This is a genomic window from Campylobacter sp. JMF_11 EL3 (assembly GCF_027736965.1).
Taxonomy (GTDB): domain Bacteria; phylum Campylobacterota; class Campylobacteria; order Campylobacterales; family Campylobacteraceae; genus Campylobacter_B.
The window spans coordinates 290911-315534 of the sequence record NZ_JAOVTJ010000001.1; the positions used below are offsets into that span (position 1 = coordinate 290911).

Genomic DNA, 24624 nt, shown 5'->3' on the forward strand with positions numbered 1-24624 from the left:
ACTTTGGATTTTTGGTATTATTGGTTTTTTGTTTTTGGTTTTTGGCGTTGCTATTTATATTTTTTTAAATTCTTTATTTTCGCCGCCAGCTGGGTGCGATCCGAGCGAGCCCAGCGACGCTTGCGATTATATAAACACAAATTACGAAAGCCAGTTTGAAAACACCCAAGCAAACCCCTTTCCTGCGGATTTAACCCCAAAGCCTATATTTTGGGAAAATGCGATTGATGGAGCATTTCCCGATGCCATTAGCGTGCCTTATATCTACTTGCGAGATAAGCATGGCGTGTGGCTTCGCTACAACGACGGCTTGTCGTTTGATTATCTTTTGGGCGAAGATATGCCTGAAAAGCATTATTTATACATAGAAGATGATTTTTCGCCAAGCGAGGAAGTGCGAAAAAAGGAGAAATTCCACAGCCACAAATCATGGAATATCACCCTAAAAGAGGGCGCAAACGAAATTTACAAGCAAACGGCGCATAAAATCACTAGACAATACATTGGCTCGTTTGATTTGCACTCAAACCCGGGCAAGACGCTGTGGTTTCCTAGCAGTGCCGAGCAAAATTTCGAGGCGATTTCAAGATTGCAAATCCCACTTGAAACTTACGATTTCCCGTCTAAACTAAATAGAAATACCGAAATCACACCCCAAAAATACGGCAAATTTCACGGAGATAGCGAGGTTTTGCCAGTAGATGAAAATGTCTATGAGATCAAAACCGCCCAAGGAGCGCAAAAAATCCGCACCTCAAATATGAGCAAATGGTCAGTAGAATACAAAAAACAAAAGGCGATTTGTGGGGATAAATTTTGTTTATTTCTTTTCACGGATACAGATAAAAAAAATAAATATTGCGAAAATATAGGCAATGAAACAGCGATAGTTTTTTTAAATTTAGAGCGCAAATTCACTTCTAGATCATATAGCAATAGCCCGCTATATAATACCAATGGCTATCATTTTGGGCTAAAAGAGGGTTACGAAATCGACGATATAGCCTCATTTGAGATGATACCGAGCGAGTTTGCGGAGTTTAGGAAAGAGCAACAACCCGATAAAATGACCTACAAAAATGTCCCCACAGGCGAAAAATTTATCGAATATGAGCTTAAAATTTACGCCAAAGACGGCGCGCTCATCAATCAGTATTGCGACCACTACTACATGCACAAGCCAATAAGGGAGTTGCAGTGAAAATAGGGCAAATGGGCGGAATTTTTTGTTTTTTGCTAGTTTTTGTTTGCTTTACTAGCGCAAATGAGCAGAATTTTACGCAGAATTTATCACAAAATTTTACGCAAAATTTAAGCGAGAGTATTTCTGTGGATACTGCGCCTGATACTGCGCCGAATTTGGACGCAAATTTTAGTAATGGTGTTTTTGCAGATAGTGCGCCAAATTTTGAAATTTTCCACGACGAAAACGCTACAAACGAGCAAATTTCTAGCGCACTAGACGGGCTTTTGGATTTTGCGCGCGCAAATGCTGAGCGCATAAATGAGGAATTTGGCGAGTATGGCGAGCGGATTTTCACTCATTTTATCTACAATCCCAAAATTTCGCGCACAGGCAAATTTGATTTCGACAAAATCACTGAAATTTTAAAATTCAGCCCAAATTTGAATTATAACGAGGGCGAATTTGACAATCCATTAAATATCGTAAATTCCTATGGTTGCGATATCGGCGCAGGTTTGGAAAATGACGAAAATTCCACTAAATTTGATAGCGAGGAGCTGTTTGCGCTAATAGATTTGCTGGTAAGTAGTGGCGCCAAACCTAGCGAAAACGACGCAAAAATGGCTAGTGCGTGCGACAATTTCGACGCGTTTGCGTATTTTTTGGCTAATGGCGCACCGCTAGGAAATGGCGTGGTCGCTGATATCACTTCGAGCGAAGCGGAGTTTATCAAAGACCAAAATATCACGCTTGATTATCTTTTAAAAACCCCGCCAAGCGATCTTAGGCGCATTGCGCAGAGTTACGATTTTTCAAAATTTCACGCCGATAAAATGCGGTTTTTCGAGGAGAGTTTAAAGTATAAAGGGATAAACGAGCTCGATAAAAAGGAGCTTGAAGGCTTTATTAAATTTTCTGCGCTTATGGATAATTCGCTTGCGGTGCAGTTTTTGTTGGAGCATGGCATTTGCGAAAAAGACCGCCAAATGTGCGCTTATATGAAGGCGCAGGCGAAGTATTTCGAGGCCGAGAAAATCTCGGATATGCTTAGCTTGGAGCTGAAACATAAATTTTGAAATTTCACGCTGGCGCAACCTTGAAATACTGCACCGAAAATAAAATTCGTCATTGCGAGCGAGTGTAACGAGCGTGGCAATCTACGAATTAAAAATTTAAGGTCAGTATTTTTGCAAATTTATTGTTAGGAATTTTAAACTCGTAGATTGCTTCGTCGCTTCGCTCCTCGCAATGACAATAGCGAGCAATTTTTTCATAATCTGTCATTGCGAGACCACGCAGTGGTCGAAGCAATCCATTAAAATTTAGAGAGAATTTTACTGGATTGCTTCGGCAAAGCGTCTTGACGCTTTGCTTTTGCTCGCAATGACAAAAATAACAATTCGTCGCAATGCGCTCGCAATGACAAAATCGGGCAGTATTTAGGAATTTGCGGTAGCGAAAGCTCGCAATGACAAATTAAAGCAAATTCGCTTCGCTCGCAATGACAAAAATAATGCTTCTTACAATGACAAAGAATTTTCGGGCATAAAAAAAAGCGCCGAAAAATTCGGCGCCGAAGTAGAAATAAAAGTAAAACTACGATTATTTATCGTTAGCAATTCTTTCTTTCATAGAGCAAGCTTTTTGGTGTCCTTGCTCGCAAGCCATTGATAGTGATAGCATTGCACGATCGTGATTATGCCATTTGCCGTCTAAAACTGAGTGGAAGATACCGTCGCGGTAGCAAGCCTCAGCCCATTTAGCGATATTGCAAGTTTTGTCATAATATGTGTGAGCTTTGTCATAGTCTTTTGGTAAGCCGTCTTCACCACGGAAATATTTCATACCAAGCTCAGTGCAAGCTTGATAATCTCCTGCTTCGCATTTAGCGTCCATTTCCTCTGCTATACCAGCGAATGCGCAACTCGCAAAACCAAATAGTGCTAAGAAAACTAGTTTTTTCATAACTTTCTCCTTGTAAAAATAATATGTGTTTCCTTTGGAACGCGTGATTATACACTAAAATAGTTATAATAGAGTTAAATTTTAATTAAATTTTATGTAAATTCGATAATTTGCGCCGAATTTTATCGGCGCAGTGGTAAAAACAGAGTAAAAATAGTGATTAATTATCGTCTTTGATTCTCTCTGCCATTTTGCAAGCTTTTTCGTGACCTTGATCACAAGCCATTTTCAAAGATTGCATTGCGCGATCGTGGTTGTGCTCTGCACCAACGCCTACTGAGTGAAATATTCCGTCGCGGTAGCAAGCCTCAGCGTAATTGTGTTGGTTACAAGTTTTATCATAATATGAGTGAGCTTTCTCGTGGTCTTGTGGCAAACCATCTTGACCGCGGTAGTATTTCATACCAAGCTCAGTGCAAGCTTGATAATCTCCTGCTTCACATTTTGCGTCCATTTCCTCAGCTATACCAGCGAATGCACAACTCGCAACACCAAACAATGTTAAGAAAACTAGTTTTTTCATAACTTTGCTCCTTTTAATAAAATATTCGTTTCCTTTAAAACGGGGCGTATTATACTCCAAAAATTTGCTAATAAAGCTAAATTTTACTTAAATTTTTAGTAAATTCGACAAATTTTATTAATTTACTAGGTTTTACGCGTCTTGTAAGTAGTAGGATATTTGTTCGTCCTTCAACATACGGATAAGATTTGTAGTCCCGCTTACACCTGTTGGATAACCTGCCGTCATGATATATGTTCCATCAAGCTTGATCGCACCACAATCCACGCCGCTTTTGATAGCCTTTGCCATGAGCGTGTGAAGCTTGGCTTCTTCTGCTATAACTAGGCTTTGGCCTATACCCCAACAAAGCGTGAGATAGCGCGCTGTGTTTATATCGTGCGTAACGGCTAGGATATCGATATTTGGGCGATATCTCGCCATTTGCACGGCTAGTTTGCCAGAGGAGGTTAGGGCGATGATTTTATCCGCGTTTAGCTGACCTGCTAGCCTAACGGCAGATTCAGCCATGATATCGGTGCTATCGTGGTTTTCGTGCTTGAAGCGGTTGTAAGCGTAGATTTCTTGCGCTTCTAGTATCGTATGCGACATAGCGCGCACGACAGCGACTGGATTTATGCCTACTGCGCTCTCTTCGCTTAGCATTACAGCGTCTGTGCCGTCAAGCACGGCGTTGGCGACATCGCTGATTTCGGCTCTGGTGGCTGTTTCGTTGCGCGTCATGCTAAGAAGCATTTGAGTGGCTGTGATGACTGGTTTGGCGGCTTCGTTAGCTTTTTTGATAATCAATTTTTGGATTGAAGGCACCTTGTAAAACGGCACCTCGATACCCAAATCGCCCCTAGCGACCATGATTCCGTCGCTCTCGTCGATAATGCTATCTATATTTTCCACAGCGTCAAATTTTTCTATTTTTGCCAAAACATGGGCGTGCGAGCCAGAGGCGCGCAAAATTTTCTTTGCTTTGATTATGTCGTTTGCGCTTTGCACAAAGCTGATTGCCACAAAATCCACGCCAAGAGTGGCGCCAAATTCCATATCGGCTCTATCTTTTGGCGTGATGACATCTATGCCAAGAACGGTATTTGGGAAATTTACACCCTTTTTCGAGCTTAGAGTGCCGTCGTTTTCAATGACGGTTTGGACGACATCGTTTCCGCTGTGAGCAACCCTAGCGCGGATTATGCCGTCGTAGAGATAGACATATTCGCCAGCTTTTAGCATAGGCAAAATTTGGGGTTGATTAATGCTAAGAGCGTAGTGGTGTGGGGCGATTTGGGTGCCGATTTGCTCTTTGGCGTAGATATCAAGCCTATCGCCAGCTTTTAATTCAAACGGTGCTTCAAGCTCGCCAATGCGGATTTTAGGGCCGCAGATGTCTTGTAAAATCCCGATATGAAATCCGACCTTTTTCTCCACGCTACGGATTTTTGCGACATTTTGCGCGTGGTATTCGTGCGAGTTGTGCGAAAAATTTAGTCTAAAAACATTGACCCCAGCCCTAACCATGGCTTCCATTATCTCTTCGTTATCGCTAGCTGGGCCAAGCGTGGCTATGATTTTTGCTTTTTTCATTAAATTTTCCTTTGTGTTGAAATTTGAAATTTAAAAGTGAAATTTATGCAGAAAAATTCTGCATAAATTTGATTATTTTACAAGTTCGTTTTCGAATTTTTCAGCGTCGAATTTTTTGCCCAAAAACGAGCAGATTGAGATAGCGTCGCGCTCTGCGTTGCCAAAACAGCTTGTCGCACCCGGGCTTGGAGTCATATTGAAAATCACGCCGTTATTATCGTCGATTCTAGCCTCGCCTAGAAGCAATTCAAGCTTGTCTTGGTCGATGATTTGGGCTCTGACGCCTCCAAAACCTTTGGCATAGTAAATATCTTCTTCTCTAATGCTAGGTATGATTTTTTTGGCGTTTTTGATAAAGAGTTTTTTGCCCAAAACCGGCACTTCAAAAGCGATATTGCGCATTAAGAAATTTCGCACATCACTATCGCCAAAATTATTCCAAAATACCTTTGCGACCTTTGGCGTGAAATTTAGGGATTGGAAAAACTCAGGCACTGAACGACAGCCTTTGTAACGCTCTAATTTTGGCATAGTTAGCGCAGTAGGGCCAAATCTCGTGCAACCATCAGCTAGCAGGTCAGGGTCTCCGTGAAGTGCGGCAAATGGGAGTTTTGGGTTTTGCACCATATAGACTTTGCCGTTTAATAGTTTTTGTTTGGTTAGATAAAAGCTTCCAGCGATACAAATCGCGCTAAGGCTCTTGCCGTAGCCCATTTTATGCGCTAGCCATAGTGAGTGCGCGCCCGCATCAACTACGACAAAATCAGCGCTGACTGAAATTTTGTTTGCAGTGCGGATATAAAATTTATCGCCTACCTTTGTGATATTTTGAACCTCAGAATTTAGGTATAAATCGCAAATTTTGCCCTTTGTTTTTTGCGCATTTTCGACTAGGGTATTTGTCATGGCACCAAAATCGATTGTAGTATATGCGCCAGTTTGCACGCCAAGACCTGCGACATCTTCGGGGCGAGGGTTGCCATTGCTATCGAAAATGACCTTTGGCTCGATCTGTTTTAGCTTGTCTTTGTCATAAAATTCCAAATACGGATAAAGCTCTTTGAAAACCTCATAGCGATCTTTGATAAAAGCGACCTCGCTATCGCCCACGCCGATTGCCATTTTTTGCCCTTCAAAGATAAATTTACCGATATAATCGTGCTTTTTGCAGTATTTCGCAATCATATCGGCTGCGCGTTTGACCTTTTTGGCTTTGTCGATTGTGTAGTTTGTCTCGATATCGCCACAATGAATCGTTTGCGAATTTGCCGTGCCTTTTGTATTTAGCGTGGCTAAACCCTCGTATTTTTCGATGATTGCGATGGATTTTATATCAGTGTATTGCGCCAAAGTGTATGCTAGCGCACCGCCAGAAATACCGCCGCCGACAATGACGACTTCGTAGTGTTTTTCTTGCATTTTCACCCCTTAAAAGTATGCGATATTTTGCAAAAATTTTACTTAAAAAAGTGTTAAATTTCGCCGAATTTATCGGAATTTCTCGGAGTTAAATTTAAGATTAAATTGTCATAAAATAACTAAGAATTTAAAAATTTCGCAAGGTTAAATTCCTTGCGAAATTTTATTTTTTCAAAGATTTGAAAAGCTCTACGCTATCGAGCTGTTCCCATGGGTATTTTGGGTTGCCGACTTGGCCGTAAGCAGCTACTTTTGCGTATAAAAATGTCTGGGCACTTGGTTTGTCTAGGCCGAATTTCTCGGTAATCCAACGCGGGGTTAGGGCGAAATTTTCGAGGACAAATTTCGAGAGTGTATCATCATCAATACCAGCGTTTGTGCCCATACAATCGACACTCACGCTAACTGGTTTTGCTACGCCGATAGCATAGCTTAGCTGGATTATACATTTTTTCGCTAACCCTGCTGCGACGATATTTTTAGCGATATAGCGCGCTGCGTAAAGCCCCGAGCGATCGACTTTGGTGTAGTCTTTGCTAGATTGTGCGCCACCACCAATTGGCGAATATCCGCCAAAGCTATCGACGATGAGTTTGCGACCAGTCAAACCGCTATCGTGAAGCGAGCTGTGATTTACATAGCGACCTGTTGGGTTGATATAAATTATGGTTTTTTCTTTTTGATAAAGCTCTTTTGGAAGACCTGCTGTGTCGATTAAATTTTGGATTAGTTCGCGCACATACTCGATACTCATACTCTCCACGCAAGGCGCGCTTACTACGATTGTGTGGATTGATTGCGGTTTGCAGTCTTCGAAATTTGACTTCGTGCCATAATCAAGCGTAACTTGTGTTTTAATATCCACGCCAAGCTGATTTGGGTGAGTTTTGGCATACTCATAAACCTTATCGCAAAGAAGCCTTGCATAAGTAATTGCTGCTGGCATGAAATTTTGCGTCTCCGAGCTAGCAAAGCCAAACATTATGCCTTGATCTCCCGCGCCGATTTCGCCACTTTCTTGATCTACGCCTTGATTGATATCTGGGCTTTGTTGGTTTAGATATACATCGACCTCGACATCTTGCGGGTGCAGGCACTGCTCGCGGGTAAAAAATGGATTGTCATTGTAGCCAATGTCGCTAAGAGCGCGTTTGACGATATGGCGATAATCATCGTGTGTAAAATCGACCTTGGCATTTACTTCGCCGCCGATTACGATATGTTTGCCCGCTACGAAAACCTCGCTAGCTACGCGTCCTTTGGGATCTTTTTTTAAAATTTCATCGACGATTGAATCTGCGATTATGTCGGCGCATTTATCTGGGTGACCAGGGCTTACGACCTCGCTTGTGAATAGATACATTTAAGCTCCTAAAATTTTGAAAATTTTGGGCGTAATTCTAGCGTTTAATATTTAATGTAAAATGAAATTTTATTAAATTTTTAAAGAATTTAAATAATGTTAAATAAAAATTTAGATATATTGCGACAAATTTTACTCATTGAAAGGGAGGCAAGATGACTTACTTAGATAAGCTGATACAAAGTTACAGCAACAAAAGCCTGATAATGCGCATTATCATCGGACTTTTGCTCGGTGCTGCGCTAGGGTATTTTGCTAGGGTCGGTGTATCTGGGCTGGATTTAGACGGCGGTGAAACAAATGCGTGGAGTAATATCGCGAATTTGGCTAGATTGTTTGGTGATTTTTTCGTAAGTGCGCTTAAAGCTGTCGCCCCAGTGCTAGTTTTTATTCTAATTTTAAGTTCGCTTGTCAATAAAACTTTTGGAAGCACGACAGGACTAAAAAGAGTTATCGTGCTTTATATCGTAGGCACGCTTTTGGCTGCTTTTGTTGGCGTTGGCGTTAGCTTTATGTTTCCGACTCCGATTGCACTTGATGGCGTTGGCGCGGCAAACTCACCTGCACCTGCAAATGTCTGGGAAGTGCTAAAAACTACATTTTTCAAAATCGTTGATAACCCTGTAAATGCCCTTTCTAGCGGTAATTATGTCGGTATCGTCGCATGGGCGGTAGGACTTGGAATCGCGCTTAAATTTTGCACGAACGAAACCAAACGCTTCATCGGCGATTTAAGCGAAGGTGTAACAAAAATAATTCAAGTTGTAATTCAACTAGCACCAATTGGTATTTTTGGCATTATTACTTACACCGTGTATGATTTGGGCGTGGAAGGTCTAGCAACCTATGCTAAGCTTACAGGCGTGCTTGTGCTAGCACTTATTTTAGTAGCTGTCGTAGTAAATCCGCTAATCGTATTTTTCGTAACCAAGAAAAACCCTTTCCCTATCGTCTTTACCTGCCTTAAAGAGAGTGGAATTCCAGCGTTTTTTACACGCTCATCGGCTGCGAATATCCCTGTAAATATGAACCTTTGCAAAAAACTTGGCGTCGATGATGAGCTAAGCTCAATTTCAATTCCGCTGGGAGCTACCGTAAATATGGCGGGAGCCGCTGTGGTTATCGCTATTTTGGCACTTTCGACTGCATACACGCTAGGAATTCACCCTGATTTTGGCACGGCTTTGCTACTATGTGTAGTCTCAGCCGTGGGCGCATGTGGCACAAGTGGCGTGCCTGGCGGTTCGCTTATGCTTATTCCGCTTGCGTGTGCGCTTTTTGGTATCGACAACGATATCGCATTTAAGGTCATCACCGTCGGTGTCATAATCTCTGTAATCCAAGACTCAATGGAAACAGCCCTAAATAGCTCCACCGACGCACTTTTTACAATTATCGTTTCACAAACTTCAAAACATTAAAATTTAAAAATTTAAGCGACCAAATTTTTGGTCGCTTACCACTGTATAACTCTTTTTGGCTAGAATTGCGCCAAAAATTTAAAGGAAAAGTATGAATTGGGATTTGAGTGAATTATTTCAAAACGAGGAAAAATTCGAGCTTGCCATAGAAAATACGCGCACTAAGGCTAGCGAATTTGAGGCGAAATTTAGGGGAAATTTAGCGAATTTAACCTGCGATGAATTTTGCGAAGCATTAGGCGAATACGAGCGCATAAACGCGCAAATTTCAAAGATTATGAGCTTCGTGCATTTAGATTTTGCCAGAGATACTACGCGTGGGGCAAGGCAGGCCAAAGTGGAGCAAATCTGCAACGATATCGCCCAAAATTTGCTATTTTTCGAGCTAGAATTTAACGAGCTTAGCGAGGAGAGAGCGCAAAATTTTATCGCGGGTAGTGGCCGTTTTGCTTACTATTTAAATTTGCTTAAAAAACACAAATCGCACCAACTAAGCCTGCTTGAAGAAAAGGTTTTGCTAAAAACGAGCGTGGTTGGCGCAGAGGCGTTTTCAAGGCTTTTTGATGAGAGTATGGCAAGGCTAAAATTTGACTTTGGGGGCGAGAAAATCAGTGAAGAGGAGCTTTTATCGCACCTTTATGATAGCGATAGAAATGCGCGCAAGCAGGCCGCAGCCTCGCTAAGTGCGGTCTTAGAGCAAAATTCGCACCTTTTAACCTACATTTATAATATGATAAAAACTAGCCTTAAAATCAGTTGCGAGCTTCGTGGATACGGCCAAGGCGAGCTAATCATGCACGAAGAAAACCAAATCGAAAAATCAAGCGTCGATGCACTCATTAGCGCAACCGAGCGAAATTTTGATTTAGTGTGGCGCTACTATGATAAAAAGCGCGAAATTTTGGGGCTTGAAAAGCTCTATGATTTTGATCGATACGCACCGCTAAATTTAAACGACGATAGCAAATTTAGCTTTGATGAGGCTAAGCAAATCGTCCTTGACGCCTTTGATAAATTTAGCCCTAAATTTGGGCAAATCGCAAGGGAAGCGTTTGCGAAAAACTGGATTGATGCCATGCCAAAGCCAAATAAACAAAGTGGCGCATTTTCGCACTCGGGTTCGGCTGATACGCACCCGTTTGTGCTGCTAAATTTCACTGCCAAGCGTCGCGATGTATTCACCCTAGCGCACGAGTTAGGTCATGCAATCCACCAGTATTTAAGCTACAATGCTGGATATTTTTACTCATTTACGCCACTTACCACAGCTGAGACAGCCTCTGTATTTTGCGAAATGCTAGTTTTTGACTACATGCTCTCGCGCTCAGATAAAAGCGTGGCTCGCGCCATGATAGCAAACAAACTCGAAGATATTTTTGCCACGCTGTATCGCCAGATAGGATTTACGACATTTGAGCGCAGAATTCACGCCACGCCTGATGAGCTAACCACGGAGCAAATTAATGAAATTTGGCTAGAAGAGTCCAAAAAAATGTTTGGCGATGCGCTAGAACTTAGAAATGAATATAAAATTTGGTGGAGTTATATACCGCACTTTATCCACACGCCGTTTTATTGCTACTCTTATGGCTTTGCGCAGTTGCTAGTTTTGGCGCTTTATGGGCTGTATAAAAGTGGTAAAATTTCAAATTTCGCCGAAATTTACACTGAATTTTTAAGCTCAGGCGGAAGCGATTCGCCGAAAAATTTAGTCGCAAAATTTGGGCTAAATTTAGATGATGATAAATTTTGGGAGATTGGAATTTCTCAAATTCGCTCTCTCGTCGATGAGTTTGTAAAGGAGTAAAGATGATTTTAGAAAACGAAAAATTCATACAAAAAGAGATTGCGCACATCAAAGAAATTTTGGAGCTTTTTTTCGAGCTTGGCGAGAGTTTTGGCGTGGTAGCGCGCACAAGCGAGGTGAAATTCGACCCCGAACTTCCTAGCGAGATAAGTGCGGGCTTTATCAAAAAACCTGTGATTTTCTTCGAGTTAGAAAACTACACGCTGTCAAGCGCGCATATCCAAAAGGACGATTTGAAATTTGAAGCTGGTTTTGGTAGCGAGGATTTCGCAGCAGTCGTATCAATCCCGCTGTATGCTATAATGGAGCTAGTCCAAGCTAACACCCCAGTGGCTGTAAATTTAGCCAAAATTGATAGCGAGTGGATCAAAAAAGAGAGATCTCGCAGAATTTTCGCTAGATAGGAAAGATATGAAATTTTTAGACGAATTAAACGAGGCTCAGCGCAGGGCAGCACTGCATATAGACGGAGCTATGCTGATTTTAGCGGGCGCAGGTAGTGGCAAAACTAAAACAATCACCGCGCGCCTAGCTTACCTGCTAGCAAACGGCGTGCCCGCGCAAAACACGCTCACGCTAACTTTCACAAACAAAGCAGCTAGCGAAATGCGCTCTCGCGCGCTTAATCTAATCGCAAATTTAGGGCTTGAAGTGGGTGTGCCACTGCTATGCACATTTCATAAATTTGGACTTTTGTTTTTGAAATTTTACATTAGCGAGCTTGGCCGTAAGCCAAATTTTGCCGTCATAGATACTGATGATAAGAAAAAAATCCTAAAATCGTTTGAGATAAATTTGCAAACAAGCACCATGGCAAATGAAATTTCAAAATACAAAAACGCCCTAATTGGCCCAGATGAGCTTAAAAACAATATCGCCTCGCTAAGCGATGATATCAAGCAGGCAAACGAGGGATTTTACGCCAAAATGCTAGAAGCCTACACCAGATACGAAGAGTATTTGCTAAGCAATAATTTAGTCGATTTTGATGATTTGCTCGTGCTTCCTTACAAAATTTTAGACGCAAACGAGGCACTTTGCGATGAAGTTTCACGCCAATACACCTACATAACCGTCGATGAGTATCAAGACACGAACGAAATTCAGTTTAAACTACTACAAAAGCTTTGCAAAGCGCACCAAAATTTAACCGTCGTGGGCGATGATGATCAGAGCATTTATAGCTGGCGTGGGGCTAGGGTGGAAAATATCCTAAAATTTCGCGATCAATTTGAAAATGTAAAATATGTGAAATTAGAGGAAAATTACCGCTCGACTAGCCAAATTCTCTTCGCTGCAAACGAGCTAATTTCGCATAATAAAAACCGCCTTGGCAAAAATTTAAAAAGCACATTTGGCAAGGGCGAAGATGTCAAAATCCTACACTGCGAAAACGAAAGCGACGAAAGCGCGCAAGTAGCGGCGAAAATCAAAGAGCTCATAAACTCAGGTATCCACCCAGCCCAAATCGCCGTGCTTTACCGCGTAAATGCCCTTTCGCGCGCACTCGAAGAGGGGCTAAACCGCGCGAAAATTGCATATCGCATAGTAGGTGGCGTGAAATTTTACGAAAGAGCCGAGATCAAAGACATCATCGCATACCTGCGCCTAATCATCAACGAAAACGACGATTTTTCAATGCGTCGCATTATAAATGTCCCAAAAAGGGGCATTGGCAAGGTTAGCCTTGCAAGGCTCGATGAAATCGGCGCAAGGAAGCATTTAAGCTTGTTTGATGCGTTTTCAGATCAGGGTGCAAATCTAAGCGCCAAAGCAAAAGAGGCCCTAGAAAAGCTCAAACTATACATAAACGAACTCTCGCACGAGCCAAGCGTGGAGAAAAAAATCGACGGAGTGCTGGATAAATTTGAGCTAAAAGAATACTACGAGAGCATGCCAGAGGGCGATGATAGATTGGCTAATATCAACGAATTTTGCGCTATGCTAAAAGATGAAGCCGTAAATAAGCCAAATTTCGATTTGGGCGAGTTTTTAAACGATTTGGCACTTCTTAGCGATCAAGACAATATCAGCGCAGAGGCGATAAATATCATGAGCGTGCATGCTAGCAAGGGTTTGGAGTTTTCGCACCTTTTTGTCATCGGGCTTGAAGAGGGGTTTTTCCCAATCATCAGCGACACGACAGATTTAGAAGAGGAGCGCAGGCTAGCGTATGTAGCCATAACTAGGGCGAAAAAAGAGCTAACGCTTAGTTTTGCGAATTCGCGCTTTTATCGCGGGAAACGGGATTATCTATCCAAATCGCGATTTTTAGGCGAAGCAGGGCTAATCGATACTCCACTTAGCCCACAAAGTGACGGCGAGTTTAAAAAGGGTGATTTAATCACCCACAAACTCTTTGGTATGGGCAAGGTAAGCGCCAGTAAATGGCGACAAACTTACCATAAATTTCGGCGGAATCGAGCGCATGATAATGAAAAATTTCGTGCAAAAACTAGTATGAATAGACTTTTTTTAGCAAACAAACCTGCCGGAATTTCATCAAATCAGTTTTTAGGACGCTTGAAGCGCAAATATGGCGTGAAAAAAGCCGGATTTTCTGGCACCCTAGATCCCTTTGCTAGCGGGGCTTTGGTCATTGGCTTTGGAGAATACACACGGTTTTTTCGATTTTTGCGTAAATCGCCCAAAGTCTATATCGCCACGCTGTGGTTTGGTGCTAGTAGCGAAAGTGGCGATAACGAAAATATTTATAGCGTAGAAAATGTGCCAAAGCTTAGCATGGAGCAAATTTTAGGTGCAAGGGATAGCTTGCTGGGCGAGGTGCGATACACACCACCAAAATTTAGCGCGAAAAAAATAGATGGCGTGCGTGCGTATGAACTAGCTAGAAAAGGCGAGGAAGTGACGCTTAAAGAGCAGGTTATGAGCGTGTATGGGTGCGAAATCCTAAGCTATCGCCACCCGTTTTTGAGCTTTAAAATTTCAGTTAGCGAGGGCGGATATATCCGCTCATACGGCAAACTTTTATGCAAAAAGCTAGGCGTATGCGGGACACTAAGCGCGCTTTGCCGAGTAAGCGAGGGCGAATTTAGCCTAGAAAATCCGAAATTTATGAGTGAGGCTAGTATAAATCCGAAAGATTATCTAAATTTAAAAGAAAATTTTTATAATGGCGATAAAAATGAAATTTTGCTCGGCAAAAAACTTCGCGCGCAAAATTTTAAATTTCAAAACAGTGGCGAATATTTGATAAATTTGGGCGAATTTCACGCAATAATCGAAATTTGCGATGGCGAAGTAAAATATCTGTGGAATAGGATAAAGATTTGAAAAGTTTTGCTAAAATAAATGTTTTTTTGAAAATTACTGGCGCAAACGGCGCATTTCACAATATCGCCTCTCGTTTTGTAATTTGCGATGAAATTTACGACGAAATCAGCTTCGAGCGGGGCGAGCGGGGCGGATTTTGCATAGAGTGCAACAAAGAAATCGCCGGTAAAAACATAATCCAAAGCGCATACGAGCGGCTGTGCGAGAGCGGTTACAAAAACGAGCTCGATGAATTTTTTGCAAAATTTTATGTAAAACTTTACAAACAAATTCCAGCAGGCGGTGGATTGGGTGGCGGTAGTAGTAACTGCGCCGCGTTTTTAAAAATGATAAACGATGAGCTAAATTTGGGAATTTCAAAGCCAAATTTAATGCAAATTGCAAATTCGCTCGGAAGCGATATTTGCTTTTTTTTAAGTGGTGAAAAAAGCGCAAATGTGAGTGGCAAAGGCGAAATAATCGAAGCGTTTGATGATGAAATCCCGCCACTTAGGCTTTGCCTAAAAGGGCTATTTTGCGATACTGGCGCGGTGTATAGGGAATTTAGAAAAAATCATTTTAATAAAATTAATTTAGGCTTAGCTAGCAAGCTTTTAAAGCTAAAATCAAGCGAAATTTTAAATAATTTTGACGCTGAGAGCCTAAATGATTTGCTAGCCCCAGCGCGCGCACTTTATCCAGATTTGCGACTAGAAAAGGGCGAGTTTTTAAGCGGAAGTGGCAGTTCGTGCTTCAAGGTAGATTTAAGGTAGAAAAATGATAAAAGAACTTACAAAAAACAGAAAAGCCTTCCACGACTTCGAAATTTTAGAAAATTTCGAAGCTGGCGTGGTTTTAAAGGGTAGCGAGGTCAAATCCTTGCGCGCTGGCAGGGCAAATCTCAAAGACAGCTTTTGTCGCATAATAAGAGGCGAGTTATTTTTGCTAGGGGCGCACATAAGCTATTTGGAGCACACTAACCCGCATTTTCGCCCAGACGAAAAGGCCCCAAGGAAGCTTTTAATGCACAAAAAGCAAATCGACAAACTTCTAGGCCATGTCAGCAAGGACGGCCTTACGCTGGTCGTTACCTCGCTGTATCTAAACGACAAAAACCGCGTCAAGGCTAGGGTGGCACTAGCGCGTGGCAAAAACCTGCATGATAAAAGAGAGGCGCTAAAACGCAAGGAAGCCGACAGAGAGGCTAGAAGCGCCATGAAAAATTATAAATAAAAATTTTAAGTAAAAAGGAGAAATGATGAGAAAAATTTTAACGCTGATTTTTGCTGGATTGCTTCTTTGTGGTTGTAATGATGAAAGTGCGCAAAATGCGCAAAATAGCGAAGCAGTGGCGAAATTTACCCCATTTAGCGTGGGCGAAAAATTTAGCTTAAAAAGCGTCGTGGGTGGCGAAGTGGTGATCGAGCGCACGAATAAGGGCTTTAAAATCGCAGGAAGCGATAAAATTTTGATGTTTGATATCTTTGGGACATATTGCGAGCCGTGCAAAATCGAGGCTCCGCACCTAATGGACTATCAGCTAAAAAACGCAGATGATTTTATGATGGTTGGCTTAATCCACTTCGAGGATATCACAGATGCGCAGGTTGTGGAGAATTTCACCAAAAAATACAATGCGTATTATTTCATAGCAAACGACAAGCAAAATTCCCGTATCGTGGAGCAAATTTTAACCGATATCAACTACCGCCACGCTCTTTCAATCCCATTTAAGGTGGTTTTTAAGGACGGCGAGTATCAGACACTGACAGATATAAACGAGGGAGATGAGCGCGGAAAGCCATATTATTTGGGTATGGTTTCGACAAAAGTGATAGAAAAAGATATGCTTAGGATAAAAAATGGCAACGCAAACTAGCACAAAGGTGCGAGTTAAGACCTTCAAACCCTCGCCGTATCGCGTGGTGCTACTAAATGACGATGTTACGCCAATGGATTTTGTGGTGATAATTTTAATCGAAATTTTCGCTCACACCACGCAAAATGCAGTCAAAATCATGCTAAATGTCCATAAAAACGGGCGCGGGATTTGTGGGGTATATGCCAAAGAGATCGCCAAAAGCAAGCAAGAAGCCGTTTTAGAGGCAGCCGCGAGAGAGGGCTTCCCGCTAAAATGCATTATAGAGGAGGATAAATGATAGGATTTTATTTACAAAAAGACATTGATAACGCTGTGCGAAACGCCGTAAAAGGCGGGTTTGAGTATGTTAGCATAGCAAGCGTGATATATGAAATTTTCTCAGATAAAAATTTTAGAAATTTTTTTGAAAACGAGTTTTCAAATTTTGAGTATGAAAATTTCAAAACCAGCATTGGCGAGCTAATCGCTTCAATGCCAAAATCAGACGAAAAAAACCGCACCAAGGTCGCAGCGACAACCGATTTGGCGCGCATTATGGGGCTTTTCGAGGAAAGCATTGACAACGAAAACGAGCTAGATTTTATATCTTATGTCCTTGCTAGCAAGGATACAGATGCGGCTAAAATTTTCGAATTTTACGGGATAAATTCTTACGATTTTGATAAATTTAGAGATAGATATTTGCAGTGGTTTGACAATCGCGATATGGCGCAAAACGGCGAAAATGGCGAGATGGACGAGGGGCTTTTTAATGATTTTTTAGGCGAAGATGACGAGAGCAAAAAGAAAAAAAAGCCAGCTAGCGAGCTATATACGACGAATTTAAACGAAATGGCAAAAAGTGGCAAAATCGACCCGCTAATCGGGCGCGAAAAAGAGATCGAAAAGACCTTGCAAACCCTTTGCCGCCGCAAAAAAAACAATCCAGTCCTTGTGGGCGAAGCAGGCGTGGGAAAGACGGCTATCGTAGAGGGAATTGCACTAAAAATCGCAAATGGCGAAGTTCCAGCAAAGCTAGCTGGAAAGACGATTTACGCCCTTGATATGGGCGCGCTCGTAGCTGGGACGACGCTAAGAGGCGAGTTTGAGGAGAGATTAAAAAATGTAATCGATGAATTTAGCAAAAATGATAAAGCTATACTTTTCATCGATGAAATTCACACGATTGCGGGTGCAGGGGCAGGATCGCGCGAGGATTTGGATATGTCAAATCTGCTAAAACCGGGCCTTGCAAACGGCACGCTTAGCCTAATTGGCGCCACGACTTATGCTGAATTTCGCAATCTAAGCAAAGACAAAGCGCTTGCTAGAAGGCTATGCAAAATCGACATAAACGAGCCTAGTATCGAAGATAGCGTGGAAATTTTAAAAGGAATTGTGAAAAAATACGAGGAATTTCACAATGTCAAATTTAGCGATGAAATTTTGCGCGAGGCTGTGAATTTAGCCAAACGCTACGAAAGCGACAAATTTTTGCCAGATAGCGCGATTGATTTAATCGACGAAGTGGGCGCGAGCTACGCATTTAAGGAGCATAGCGAGGCGATAAATGTCAGCAAAGAAGATTTGGTAAATGTGCTAAGTGCTAGCGCAAATATCGCAAATTTAAGCCAGAGCGTCGATAACAAAGAGACCTTGCGAAATTTAGAGGAAAATATCAAAAAAGAAATTTTCGGTCAAGACGAGGCAGTTTCTAGCCTAAGCAAGGCACTTTTGCGCTCTTATGCTGGACTTAGACACGAAAATTCGCCAATTGGAGTGTTTTTATTCACAGGAAGCTCGGGCGTAGGCAAAAGCGAGCTAGCCAAGGTTTTGGCTAAAAATTTAGGTGTAAATTTCGAGCGATTTGATATGAGCGAGTATATGGAAGCTCACAGCGTGAGCCGCCTAATCGGCGCGCCTCCGGGATATGTGGGGTTTGAAAACGGCGGAATTTTGACAAATCAGATCAAAAAACACCCTTACAGCGTCGTGCTTTTCGACGAGATCGAAAAGGCTCACCCGAGCATGACAAATATATTTTTGGGTATTTTTGATAACGGCGTGCTAACTGACACAAACGGCACGAGTAGCGATTTTAAAAACACCATTATCATTATGACCTCGAATTTAGGCACCAAAGAAGCGCCACAAGTGGGCTTTACCAAAGATGAAAGCTATAAAATCGACAACGCTGTGAAGAGCTTTTTCGCCCCTGAATTTCGCAATCGCATAGATAAAATCATAAATTTCAATCCGCTAAAAGGCGAAATTTTAGAAAAAATCGTGGATAAAACAGTGCGCGAAATACAATCAGGGCTCAAAAATATCGAAATTTCGCTAAGCAAAGGCGCAAAAGAGTATTTGATAAAAAAAGGTTATAGCGCAGAATTTGGCGCAAGAAATCTCAAACGAGAGGTGCAGTTGCAAATCTCAGATGAGATTAGCTCGGAAATTTTATTTGGCGCGTTGCAAAATGGTGGTAGGGTTTTTGTGGATTTCGCTGATGAAAAGCTTAAATTTGACTTCGAAAGTGTGCCAATGCTGGACGCGAAGGTATCAAATACTGCCCAAATTAGCGCAGATGAGAACGGCGGTTTAACCAAAAGTCCAGACGAACCCCAAAACGCCACGGTCATAAAATAAAAATGTCGAAATTCTACACCTTCCCAAACCCAAAAACCGCGCCAGATTTCGCCCCGCTAGCTAGCGGGGGAGATTTGAGCGCAGAGTGTTTGCTAAGCGCATACACGCAGGGAATTTTCCCGTGGTTTTGTGATGGAGAGCCGATTTTATGGTGGTCGCCAAACCCGCGCGCGATCTTAGAGCCAAAGGCTGTGCGCACCCAAAAATCGATAAAGCCATATTTAAAACGATATGAAGTAAAATTCGACCAAAATTTCGCTGGATTTATCACCCTTTGCAAACAAACCCGCCAAAACTCAGATGATGGGACTTGGATTAGCGATGAGATTGTAGAGGCGTATATAAATTTAGCAAATTTAGGCGTCGCTCACAGCGTGGAAGTCTATGAAGAAGGCGTTTTAATTGGCGGATTATACGGGCTGATTTTGGGCAAGGTGTTTTGTGGCGAGAGTATGCTCAGCCTAAAAACAGGCGCGTCGAAGGTCGCTTTAATCACGCTTTGTAGGGTTTTAGAAAAATTTGACTTTTTGATTGATTGTCAGATTATGAACGAGCATTTGCGCTTTATGGGGGCGCAAGATATGCCAAGGGGCGAATTTTTAGCCAAATTTCAAATTTTGCAAAACTTGCCAAGCGGATTTGAAAAATTTAAAGATTTAGAAAAGTTAATATGATTTTACGGGATAAAAACTCAAATATCGGTATTTGTGTGCTTGCGGCTGTGCTGGGATTTTTGATGTGCGTGTTTGTGTGGATGATGTTTTACTCTGCTAGTAGCGATCGCAGGCTTCCACGCCTTGACATAAACGAAACAAACAGCGCAATCAGGGGCTCAATCATCACCAAAGACAAATATGTCGTCTCAAACTCGACCAAACTCTACAAGGTCAGCATAGACTCTCGCTCTCTTGATCCGCACAAGCTCGATTTGTTTGTCAAACTCTACTGCATTTATACAGGCGATAGCGAAAAACGGGTCAAAAAAACAATCCAAAGCTCAAAGGGCACCACGGTTTTATCCTACAAAATCGACGCCAAAACAGCCGTGCATTTAAAAGAGTTAGCTTACAAGCTAAATTTAAAGAAATTTTTCGTGGCCTTTGAGACAGCTAGCGGGCGTGTAAATCCGCCAGTGCGTATGAGTGTGAGCGAAAGTGGCGAAAAGCGCACTTACAATATCCAAAACTCACTAACCCCGCTTTTAGGCTATATCAACAAAAAAGAGGTTTCAGGGATTACCAAAGTAGTCGGCATTAAGGGCGTGGAGAAATACTATGAGTATTATCTAACCCCGCTAAAAGATGAGTTTATCACGGGCCCAAGGGATCTAAAAGGCAATATTATCCTAGAAAAAAGCACCAAAAAAACAAACAAAATCGACGGATATAATGTCCATTTAAGCGTGCCTTTGGCGCTACAAAGAGATGTCGAGAGGCTAATTGATAAAGCTAGCTTAGCTTACGATGCCAAAGAGATAATCGTAGGCATAATGAACTCAAAAACAGGCAAAATTCTCTCCCTTGCCACAAACGCTAGGTATAATCCCGAAAATATCACAAAACAAGATGTAAAAAACCTAAATTCGACCGCTAGCGAGTATGCTTACGAGGTCGGCTCGATTATGAAGCCGATAATTTTCTCAATCGCTTATGAGGGAAATTTAGTCAAACCAACAGAAATCATAAACACCCACAATGGCGCATACAAGCTAGGTTCGCGCACTATCCGCGACACTCACCCAGCAAAATCAATGAGTGGCGAGGAAATCATCGTGCATTCATCAAATATCGGTATGATTAAAATCGCCGAGCGTATGAGTGGGCAGATGATTTATGACGGGCTTTTAAATTTCGGTATGGCGCAAAAAACCGGTATTGATTTGCCTTATGAGCAAATTGGAAATATCCCTAGCGTGCGAAGTTTGGAGGGCAAGGTTTATAAGGCTACGATTAGCTATGGTTATGGCGCGCAGATGACATTTTTGCAGATGTTAAGCGCGTATGGGGTTTTTAATAACGGCGGAGTTTGGATTAGTCCAAGGCTGGTCGAAAATTTAGAAATGAACGGTAAAATTTACCCTGTAAATGAGAGCGAAACACGCACCGTGCTAAGCCCGCAAACAGCAGATGTTATGCGACAAATTTTAATCAAGGTAGTCGAAGGCGGCACAGGGCGCAAAGGGCGCACGAGCGGTATCGAAGTAGGAGGCAAAACAGGCACCGCTAGAATTGCCAAAGGTGGCGGATATTCTAGCGCGTATAATAGCTCGTTTTTTGGTTTTGCGAACGACGCTCACACTAGCTACACCATAGGCGTGCTAGTTAGAGAGCCTAAAAAAGGCAGTTATTACGCGGCGCAAAACGCCTTACCTGTGTTTAAAAGTATAGTTGATTTGCTAGTCGAAAAAGGATTTTTAACCCCTAGTGGCGATAGCGACAAGATAAATCATGTAGATATTAAAGATTTAAATGAAATCAAAGATTAAAGGATAAGCGATGAAAATAGGAATTATCGGACTTGGTTATGTGGGGCTTCCCCTAGCAGCGGCATTTAGCGCAAAACACAGCGTTGTTGGATTTGATATAATGAAATCTCGCATAGACGAGCTAAACGGGGGCCATGATAAGACCCTAGAATTAGAAGATGACAAACTTGCCACAGCGCTAAAAAATGGGCTTAAATTTACCTGCGATATAAATGATTTAAAAGATTGCAACTTTTATGTCGTTTGCGTCCCAACGCCTGTGGATAAATTCAACCGCCCAGATATCACGCCACTAATCAAAGCTAGCCAGAGTGTAGGCTCTGTGCTTAAAAAAGGCGATATCGTAGTGTATGAAAGCACGGTCTATCCTGGGGCTACTGAGGAGGACTGCGTGCCTGTTTTAGAGCGCACTAGCGGGCTTAAATTTAACGAGGATTTTTTCTGCGGATACTCGCCAGAGCGCATAAATCCGGGCGATAAAATTCACACTGTAACAAAAATCAAAAAAATCGTCTCAGGTAGCAATGAACGCACACTTGATATCGTCGATGAAACATACTCTTCTATCCTAGAAAACGGCACTTTTCGCGCCAAAAGTATCAAGGTAGCAGAAGCTGCCAAAGTCATCGAAAACACACAACGCGACATAAATATCGGCTTTATCAACGAGCTTGCGATTTTGTTTAACAAACTAGGAATAGATACCAATGATGTCATCGACGCAGCCGCGACGAAATGGAATTTCTTAAGCTTCCGCCCAGGGCTTGTGGGAGGGCATTGTATCGGCATAGATCCATACTACTTAGCCCAAAAAGCCACAGAAGTGGGCTATCACCCGCAAATCATACTCGCAAGTCGCCGCATCAACGACAATATGGGCAAATATGTCGCCACGCAGGTCGTGCAGATGATGATAAAATTCGACAAAAAAATCAAACATAGCAAAATTTTGATTTTAGGTCTTACCTTTAAAGAAAACTGCCCAGACATACGCAATACGCGCGTTATTGATATGATTGATGAGCTTAAAAATTTCGGTTGCGCGGTCAGTGTATATGATCCATGGGCGAGCAAGGACGACGCGAAACGCTACTACGATATCGAGCTAATCGAAAAGCCAAATTTAGGCGATTTCGACTGCGTTGTAATCGCCGTAGCGCACAATCAATTTAAAGAATTCGACTACTCTGGCTCACTGGTATATGATGTGAAAAATATCTACGAAGGCGCGCAAGGCAGGCTATAATAAGCTATAATCTGGGGCTAAATTTAGCCCTGGGTTTTTTGAGCGTGAGTGATGATAAACGGGGCAAACTCATCGCCAAAATTCGGACACTCACAAACCTCAAAATAGCTAAATTTAAGCTCTTTTGCCACATTTCTAAAATACATATCAAGCTCAAATTTCGTCTCAGAATTATCTATACAAAACGAAATCGGAAAAATCAGCGCGCGCTTATTTTGCAAATTTGCCAAATGCTCGTTTAGGTTTGGTTCTAGCCATTTTACGGGGCCTAGGCGGGATTGATAGGCGAGCGAAATATCTTTAAATTTTATGCCAGATTTTTGCAAAATTTCACTTAGAATTTTGACATGCTCATTAACCTGCGCCTCGTAAGGATCGCCAGCGGCGATGATTTTTACAGGCAGTGAGTGAGCCGAGAAAACTAAGCTTGTGCGCGAAATTTCATCAGCACTTAAATTTTTGATTTTTTCTTTGATTAAATTTAGCAGGATTTGGTTGTAAATTTCGCTTTTATAAAAAATATCAACTATTTTAAAATTTGAAATTTCTAAATTTGCTAGGGTTTTTTTAGCGTCGTCAATGCTCGATTTCACAGTCGTTTGCGAAAAATGCGGATAAAGTGGAAAAAGCAAAATTTCATCAAATTTCGCATATTTTGCCAAAACATCACGAGCAAAAGGGGCAGTGTAATTCATAGCAAAATCGCAAACAAACTCATTTTGGTATAAATTTATCTTATCGCAAAGTCGCTTTGTAAGCCCAGCGATAGGGGACTTTCCGCCAAGTTTTTCGTAGTTTTGGCACGCTTCTTTAACGCGCATTTTGGTAATCAAACTAGCTAAAATTTTGCGCAAAATTTTGCTTTTGACCCCCAAAATATTTGGATCGCAAAACATATTTTTTAAAAATACGCTAACCTCGTCTAAGGTATTTGGACCGCCCATATTTAGGAGAATTAAGGCTTTTTTCACGAGATTAACTCTCTTAGTTTGATTGCTTCATCAGGGGTCGCAATTCCCTCGAATTTAGAATTTTCGATTAAATTTAAAAACGCTTTGTGCTGGTATCTAAGCGCGTAATCATCGCGATCGACACGCTGATTTATCCGTCCGTCGTTTGTAACCTTGAATAAATTTAGGGATTCTAAATCGCCAAAATAAACGCCAGAATTCGTGCAAATCTCCACGCCGTGGCGTTTGAGCGGGTATAAATTTGATAGCAAAATCGTGCAATTACTCATCGACTTTGTGCGAAATGCGACTCCGATGCCGTTAGAATCGCCATTTTTGCAGATATTTTGTGATGAAATTTCAGATTTGCTAAGCAGGGCAATCAAATCCAAATCCCTAATCAGCGCATTTTGCAAGCAGTTTGCACTCTCAGAGCTAAATCCATCTACGAAATTTATCGAATAAATTTTCTCGTCCTTAGCTAACTCCCTACACAGCGAGATTATGACAGGATTATAGCGCCCAGCATATCCCACGCCAAGCTTCGCGCCATTAATCGAAATAGAGTAATTTATCTCCCTAGCCTCAGCTAAATTCCCAGCTAGCGGGGATTCTACAAAGATATTTTTGGTAAAAGGTATGCATTTTAAAATGATTTCTTTGTGCGTCGCAGGCGGTGTAGCGATGACCACAGCGTCTGGTTTGGCACTCTCAAACATTTTAGCTAAATCATTATAAAGTGGATATCTAGGGCCAAAATCCTCGGTTTTTTCTTTGTCATAAAGCGCGACCAAATCGAAATAATCGCTTCTTCTAAGCTCTTTGAAATGTTTTGCGCCAAGCTCCCCTAAGCCTATTATGGCTATTTTTTTCTTCATTAATTAATCCTGTAAATTTTGCATAA

Annotated in this window: 21 protein-coding genes and 1 pseudogene; 15 read left to right on the top strand and 7 right to left on the bottom strand. The window is 41.9% G+C overall.

Translation table 11 applies throughout. From position 1 onward, the window contains the following. Positions 1–28 precede the first annotated feature (28 nt). Together OFN67_RS01425 and OFN67_RS01430 are read left to right on the top strand one after the other, a co-directional pair. Complete coding sequence (locus OFN67_RS01425; protein ID WP_270868201.1) at positions 29–1201, top strand: hypothetical protein; 1173 nt, start codon at positions 29–31, stop codon at positions 1199–1201. Next, the gene (locus OFN67_RS01430) at positions 1198–2262 is read left to right on the top strand and encodes a hypothetical protein (RefSeq protein WP_270868200.1); all 1065 of its coding nucleotides are present in this window, start codon (positions 1198–1200) and stop codon (positions 2260–2262) included. Before OFN67_RS01425 ends, OFN67_RS01430 begins: the two co-directional genes overlap by 4 nt. A gap of 526 nt (positions 2263–2788) precedes the next feature. Here the strand turns inward: OFN67_RS01430 and OFN67_RS01435 are convergent. The 5 genes from OFN67_RS01435 to metK all read right to left on the bottom strand — a co-directional run bounded on the left by OFN67_RS01435 (position 2789) and on the right by metK (position 8031). After that, a complete protein-coding gene (locus OFN67_RS01435) occupies positions 2789–3151 on the bottom strand; it encodes a hypothetical protein (protein ID WP_270868199.1) in 363 nt (120 codons plus the stop codon). A gap of 160 nt (positions 3152–3311) precedes the next feature. Then, positions 3312–3674, bottom strand: coding sequence for a tetratricopeptide repeat protein (locus OFN67_RS01440; RefSeq protein WP_270868198.1), 363 nt, complete (start codon positions 3672–3674; stop codon positions 3312–3314). A 132-nt stretch (positions 3675–3806) separates the two neighbouring features. After that, complete coding sequence (gene pyk / locus OFN67_RS01445; RefSeq protein WP_270868197.1) at positions 3807–5249, bottom strand: pyruvate kinase; 1443 nt, start codon at positions 5247–5249, stop codon at positions 3807–3809. Positions 5250–5321: 72 nt separating this feature from the next. Then, positions 5322–6668, bottom strand: coding sequence for an FAD-dependent oxidoreductase (locus OFN67_RS01450; protein WP_270868196.1), 1347 nt, complete (start codon positions 6666–6668; stop codon positions 5322–5324). A gap of 163 nt (positions 6669–6831) precedes the next feature. Continuing rightward, complete coding sequence (gene metK / locus OFN67_RS01455; protein ID WP_270858903.1) at positions 6832–8031, bottom strand: methionine adenosyltransferase; 1200 nt, start codon at positions 8029–8031, stop codon at positions 6832–6834. A 155-nt stretch (positions 8032–8186) separates the two neighbouring features. Between metK and sstT the strand changes: the two genes are divergently transcribed. From sstT to OFN67_RS01520, 13 genes and pseudogenes are all read left to right on the top strand, one after another. Then, a complete protein-coding gene (gene sstT, locus OFN67_RS01460) occupies positions 8187–9452 on the top strand; it encodes a serine/threonine transporter SstT (RefSeq protein WP_270865003.1) in 1266 nt (421 codons plus the stop codon). A 91-nt stretch (positions 9453–9543) separates the two neighbouring features. Continuing rightward, positions 9544–11259, top strand: a complete 1716-nt coding sequence (locus OFN67_RS01465) for a M3 family oligoendopeptidase (RefSeq protein ID WP_270873929.1) — start codon at positions 9544–9546, stop codon at positions 11257–11259. A 2-nt stretch (positions 11260–11261) separates the two neighbouring features. Then, complete coding sequence (locus tag OFN67_RS01470) at positions 11262–11663, top strand: hypothetical protein (protein WP_270870750.1); 402 nt, start codon at positions 11262–11264, stop codon at positions 11661–11663. Between the two features lie 7 nt (positions 11664–11670). Then, positions 11671–13723 (top strand): annotated as a pseudogene (locus OFN67_RS01475) (ATP-dependent helicase). Continuing rightward, positions 13720–14553: a tRNA pseudouridine(55) synthase TruB gene (gene truB, locus OFN67_RS01480; protein WP_270873930.1), complete on the top strand. Its 834-nt coding sequence runs from the start codon at positions 13720–13722 to the stop codon at positions 14551–14553. Before OFN67_RS01475 ends, truB begins: the two are co-directional and overlap by 4 nt. Next, a complete protein-coding gene (locus OFN67_RS01485; RefSeq protein WP_270868191.1) occupies positions 14550–15305 on the top strand; it encodes a 4-(cytidine 5'-diphospho)-2-C-methyl-D-erythritol kinase in 756 nt (251 codons plus the stop codon). The genes truB and OFN67_RS01485 overlap by 4 nt, the downstream gene beginning before the upstream one ends. Before the next feature lie 4 nt (positions 15306–15309). Then, a complete protein-coding gene (smpB, locus tag OFN67_RS01490) occupies positions 15310–15765 on the top strand; it encodes an SsrA-binding protein SmpB (RefSeq protein WP_270858896.1) in 456 nt (151 codons plus the stop codon). Between the two features lie 25 nt (positions 15766–15790). Next, a complete protein-coding gene (locus OFN67_RS01495; RefSeq protein ID WP_270868190.1) occupies positions 15791–16411 on the top strand; it encodes a TlpA family protein disulfide reductase in 621 nt (206 codons plus the stop codon). Next, a complete protein-coding gene (locus tag OFN67_RS01500) occupies positions 16395–16691 on the top strand; it encodes an ATP-dependent Clp protease adaptor ClpS (protein ID WP_270858894.1) in 297 nt (98 codons plus the stop codon). Before OFN67_RS01495 ends, OFN67_RS01500 begins: the two co-directional genes overlap by 17 nt. After that, positions 16688–19039, top strand: a complete 2352-nt coding sequence (locus OFN67_RS01505; protein WP_270873931.1) for an AAA family ATPase — start codon at positions 16688–16690, stop codon at positions 19037–19039. Before OFN67_RS01500 ends, OFN67_RS01505 begins: the two co-directional genes overlap by 4 nt. A gap of 2 nt (positions 19040–19041) precedes the next feature. Continuing rightward, positions 19042–19713 (top strand): leucyl/phenylalanyl-tRNA--protein transferase, encoded by a 672-nt coding sequence (aat, locus tag OFN67_RS01510; protein ID WP_270868188.1) that lies wholly within the window; start codon positions 19042–19044, stop codon positions 19711–19713. Further along, entirely contained in the window at positions 19710–21524 is a 1815-nt protein-coding gene (locus tag OFN67_RS01515) for a peptidoglycan D,D-transpeptidase FtsI family protein (RefSeq protein WP_270873932.1), read from the top strand. The genes aat and OFN67_RS01515 overlap by 4 nt, the downstream gene beginning before the upstream one ends. A gap of 10 nt (positions 21525–21534) precedes the next feature. Then, entirely contained in the window at positions 21535–22770 is a 1236-nt protein-coding gene (locus tag OFN67_RS01520; RefSeq protein WP_270868186.1) for a nucleotide sugar dehydrogenase, read from the top strand. A gap of 23 nt (positions 22771–22793) precedes the next feature. On the opposite strand, the gene hemH is transcribed toward OFN67_RS01520, so the two are convergent. Both hemH and OFN67_RS01530 read right to left on the bottom strand, forming a co-directional pair. After that, positions 22794–23741 (bottom strand): ferrochelatase, encoded by a 948-nt coding sequence (hemH, locus tag OFN67_RS01525; RefSeq protein WP_270868185.1) that lies wholly within the window; start codon positions 23739–23741, stop codon positions 22794–22796. Beyond that, the gene (locus OFN67_RS01530) at positions 23738–24598 is read right to left on the bottom strand and encodes a Gfo/Idh/MocA family protein (RefSeq protein WP_270861717.1); all 861 of its coding nucleotides are present in this window, start codon (positions 24596–24598) and stop codon (positions 23738–23740) included. Before OFN67_RS01530 ends, hemH begins: the two co-directional genes overlap by 4 nt. Between the last annotated feature and the right edge of the window lie 26 nt (positions 24599–24624).

What these genes read in the sequence shown, in the direction of transcription:
- OFN67_RS01435 (WP_270868199.1), bottom strand. Translation starts at nt 3,151, where the DNA reads ATGAAAAAACTAGTTTTCTTAGCACTATTTGGTTTTGCGAGTTGCGCA.
- OFN67_RS01495 (WP_270868190.1), top strand. Translation starts at nt 15,791, where the DNA reads ATGAGAAAAATTTTAACGCTGATTTTTGCTGGATTGCTTCTTTGTGGT.
- OFN67_RS01470 (WP_270870750.1), top strand. Translation starts at nt 11,262, where the DNA reads ATGATTTTAGAAAACGAAAAATTCATACAAAAAGAGATTGCGCACATC.
- OFN67_RS01530 (WP_270861717.1), bottom strand. Translation starts at nt 24,598, where the DNA reads ATGAAGAAAAAAATAGCCATAATAGGCTTAGGGGAGCTTGGCGCAAAA.
- OFN67_RS01520 (WP_270868186.1), top strand. Translation starts at nt 21,535, where the DNA reads ATGAAAATAGGAATTATCGGACTTGGTTATGTGGGGCTTCCCCTAGCA.
- smpB (WP_270858896.1), top strand. Translation starts at nt 15,310, where the DNA reads ATGATAAAAGAACTTACAAAAAACAGAAAAGCCTTCCACGACTTCGAA.
- OFN67_RS01450 (WP_270868196.1), bottom strand. Translation starts at nt 6,668, where the DNA reads ATGCAAGAAAAACACTACGAAGTCGTCATTGTCGGCGGCGGTATTTCT.
- aat (WP_270868188.1), top strand. Translation starts at nt 19,042, where the DNA reads ATGTCGAAATTCTACACCTTCCCAAACCCAAAAACCGCGCCAGATTTC.
- OFN67_RS01500 (WP_270858894.1), top strand. Translation starts at nt 16,395, where the DNA reads ATGGCAACGCAAACTAGCACAAAGGTGCGAGTTAAGACCTTCAAACCC.
- OFN67_RS01505 (WP_270873931.1), top strand. Translation starts at nt 16,688, where the DNA reads ATGATAGGATTTTATTTACAAAAAGACATTGATAACGCTGTGCGAAAC.
- pyk (WP_270868197.1), bottom strand. Translation starts at nt 5,249, where the DNA reads ATGAAAAAAGCAAAAATCATAGCCACGCTTGGCCCAGCTAGCGATAAC.
- OFN67_RS01515 (WP_270873932.1), top strand. Translation starts at nt 19,710, where the DNA reads ATGATTTTACGGGATAAAAACTCAAATATCGGTATTTGTGTGCTTGCG.
- truB (WP_270873930.1), top strand. Translation starts at nt 13,720, where the DNA reads ATGAATAGACTTTTTTTAGCAAACAAACCTGCCGGAATTTCATCAAAT.
- metK (WP_270858903.1), bottom strand. Translation starts at nt 8,031, where the DNA reads ATGTATCTATTCACAAGCGAGGTCGTAAGCCCTGGTCACCCAGATAAA.
- OFN67_RS01465 (WP_270873929.1), top strand. Translation starts at nt 9,544, where the DNA reads ATGAATTGGGATTTGAGTGAATTATTTCAAAACGAGGAAAAATTCGAG.
- sstT (WP_270865003.1), top strand. Translation starts at nt 8,187, where the DNA reads ATGACTTACTTAGATAAGCTGATACAAAGTTACAGCAACAAAAGCCTG.
- OFN67_RS01440 (WP_270868198.1), bottom strand. Translation starts at nt 3,674, where the DNA reads ATGAAAAAACTAGTTTTCTTAACATTGTTTGGTGTTGCGAGTTGTGCA.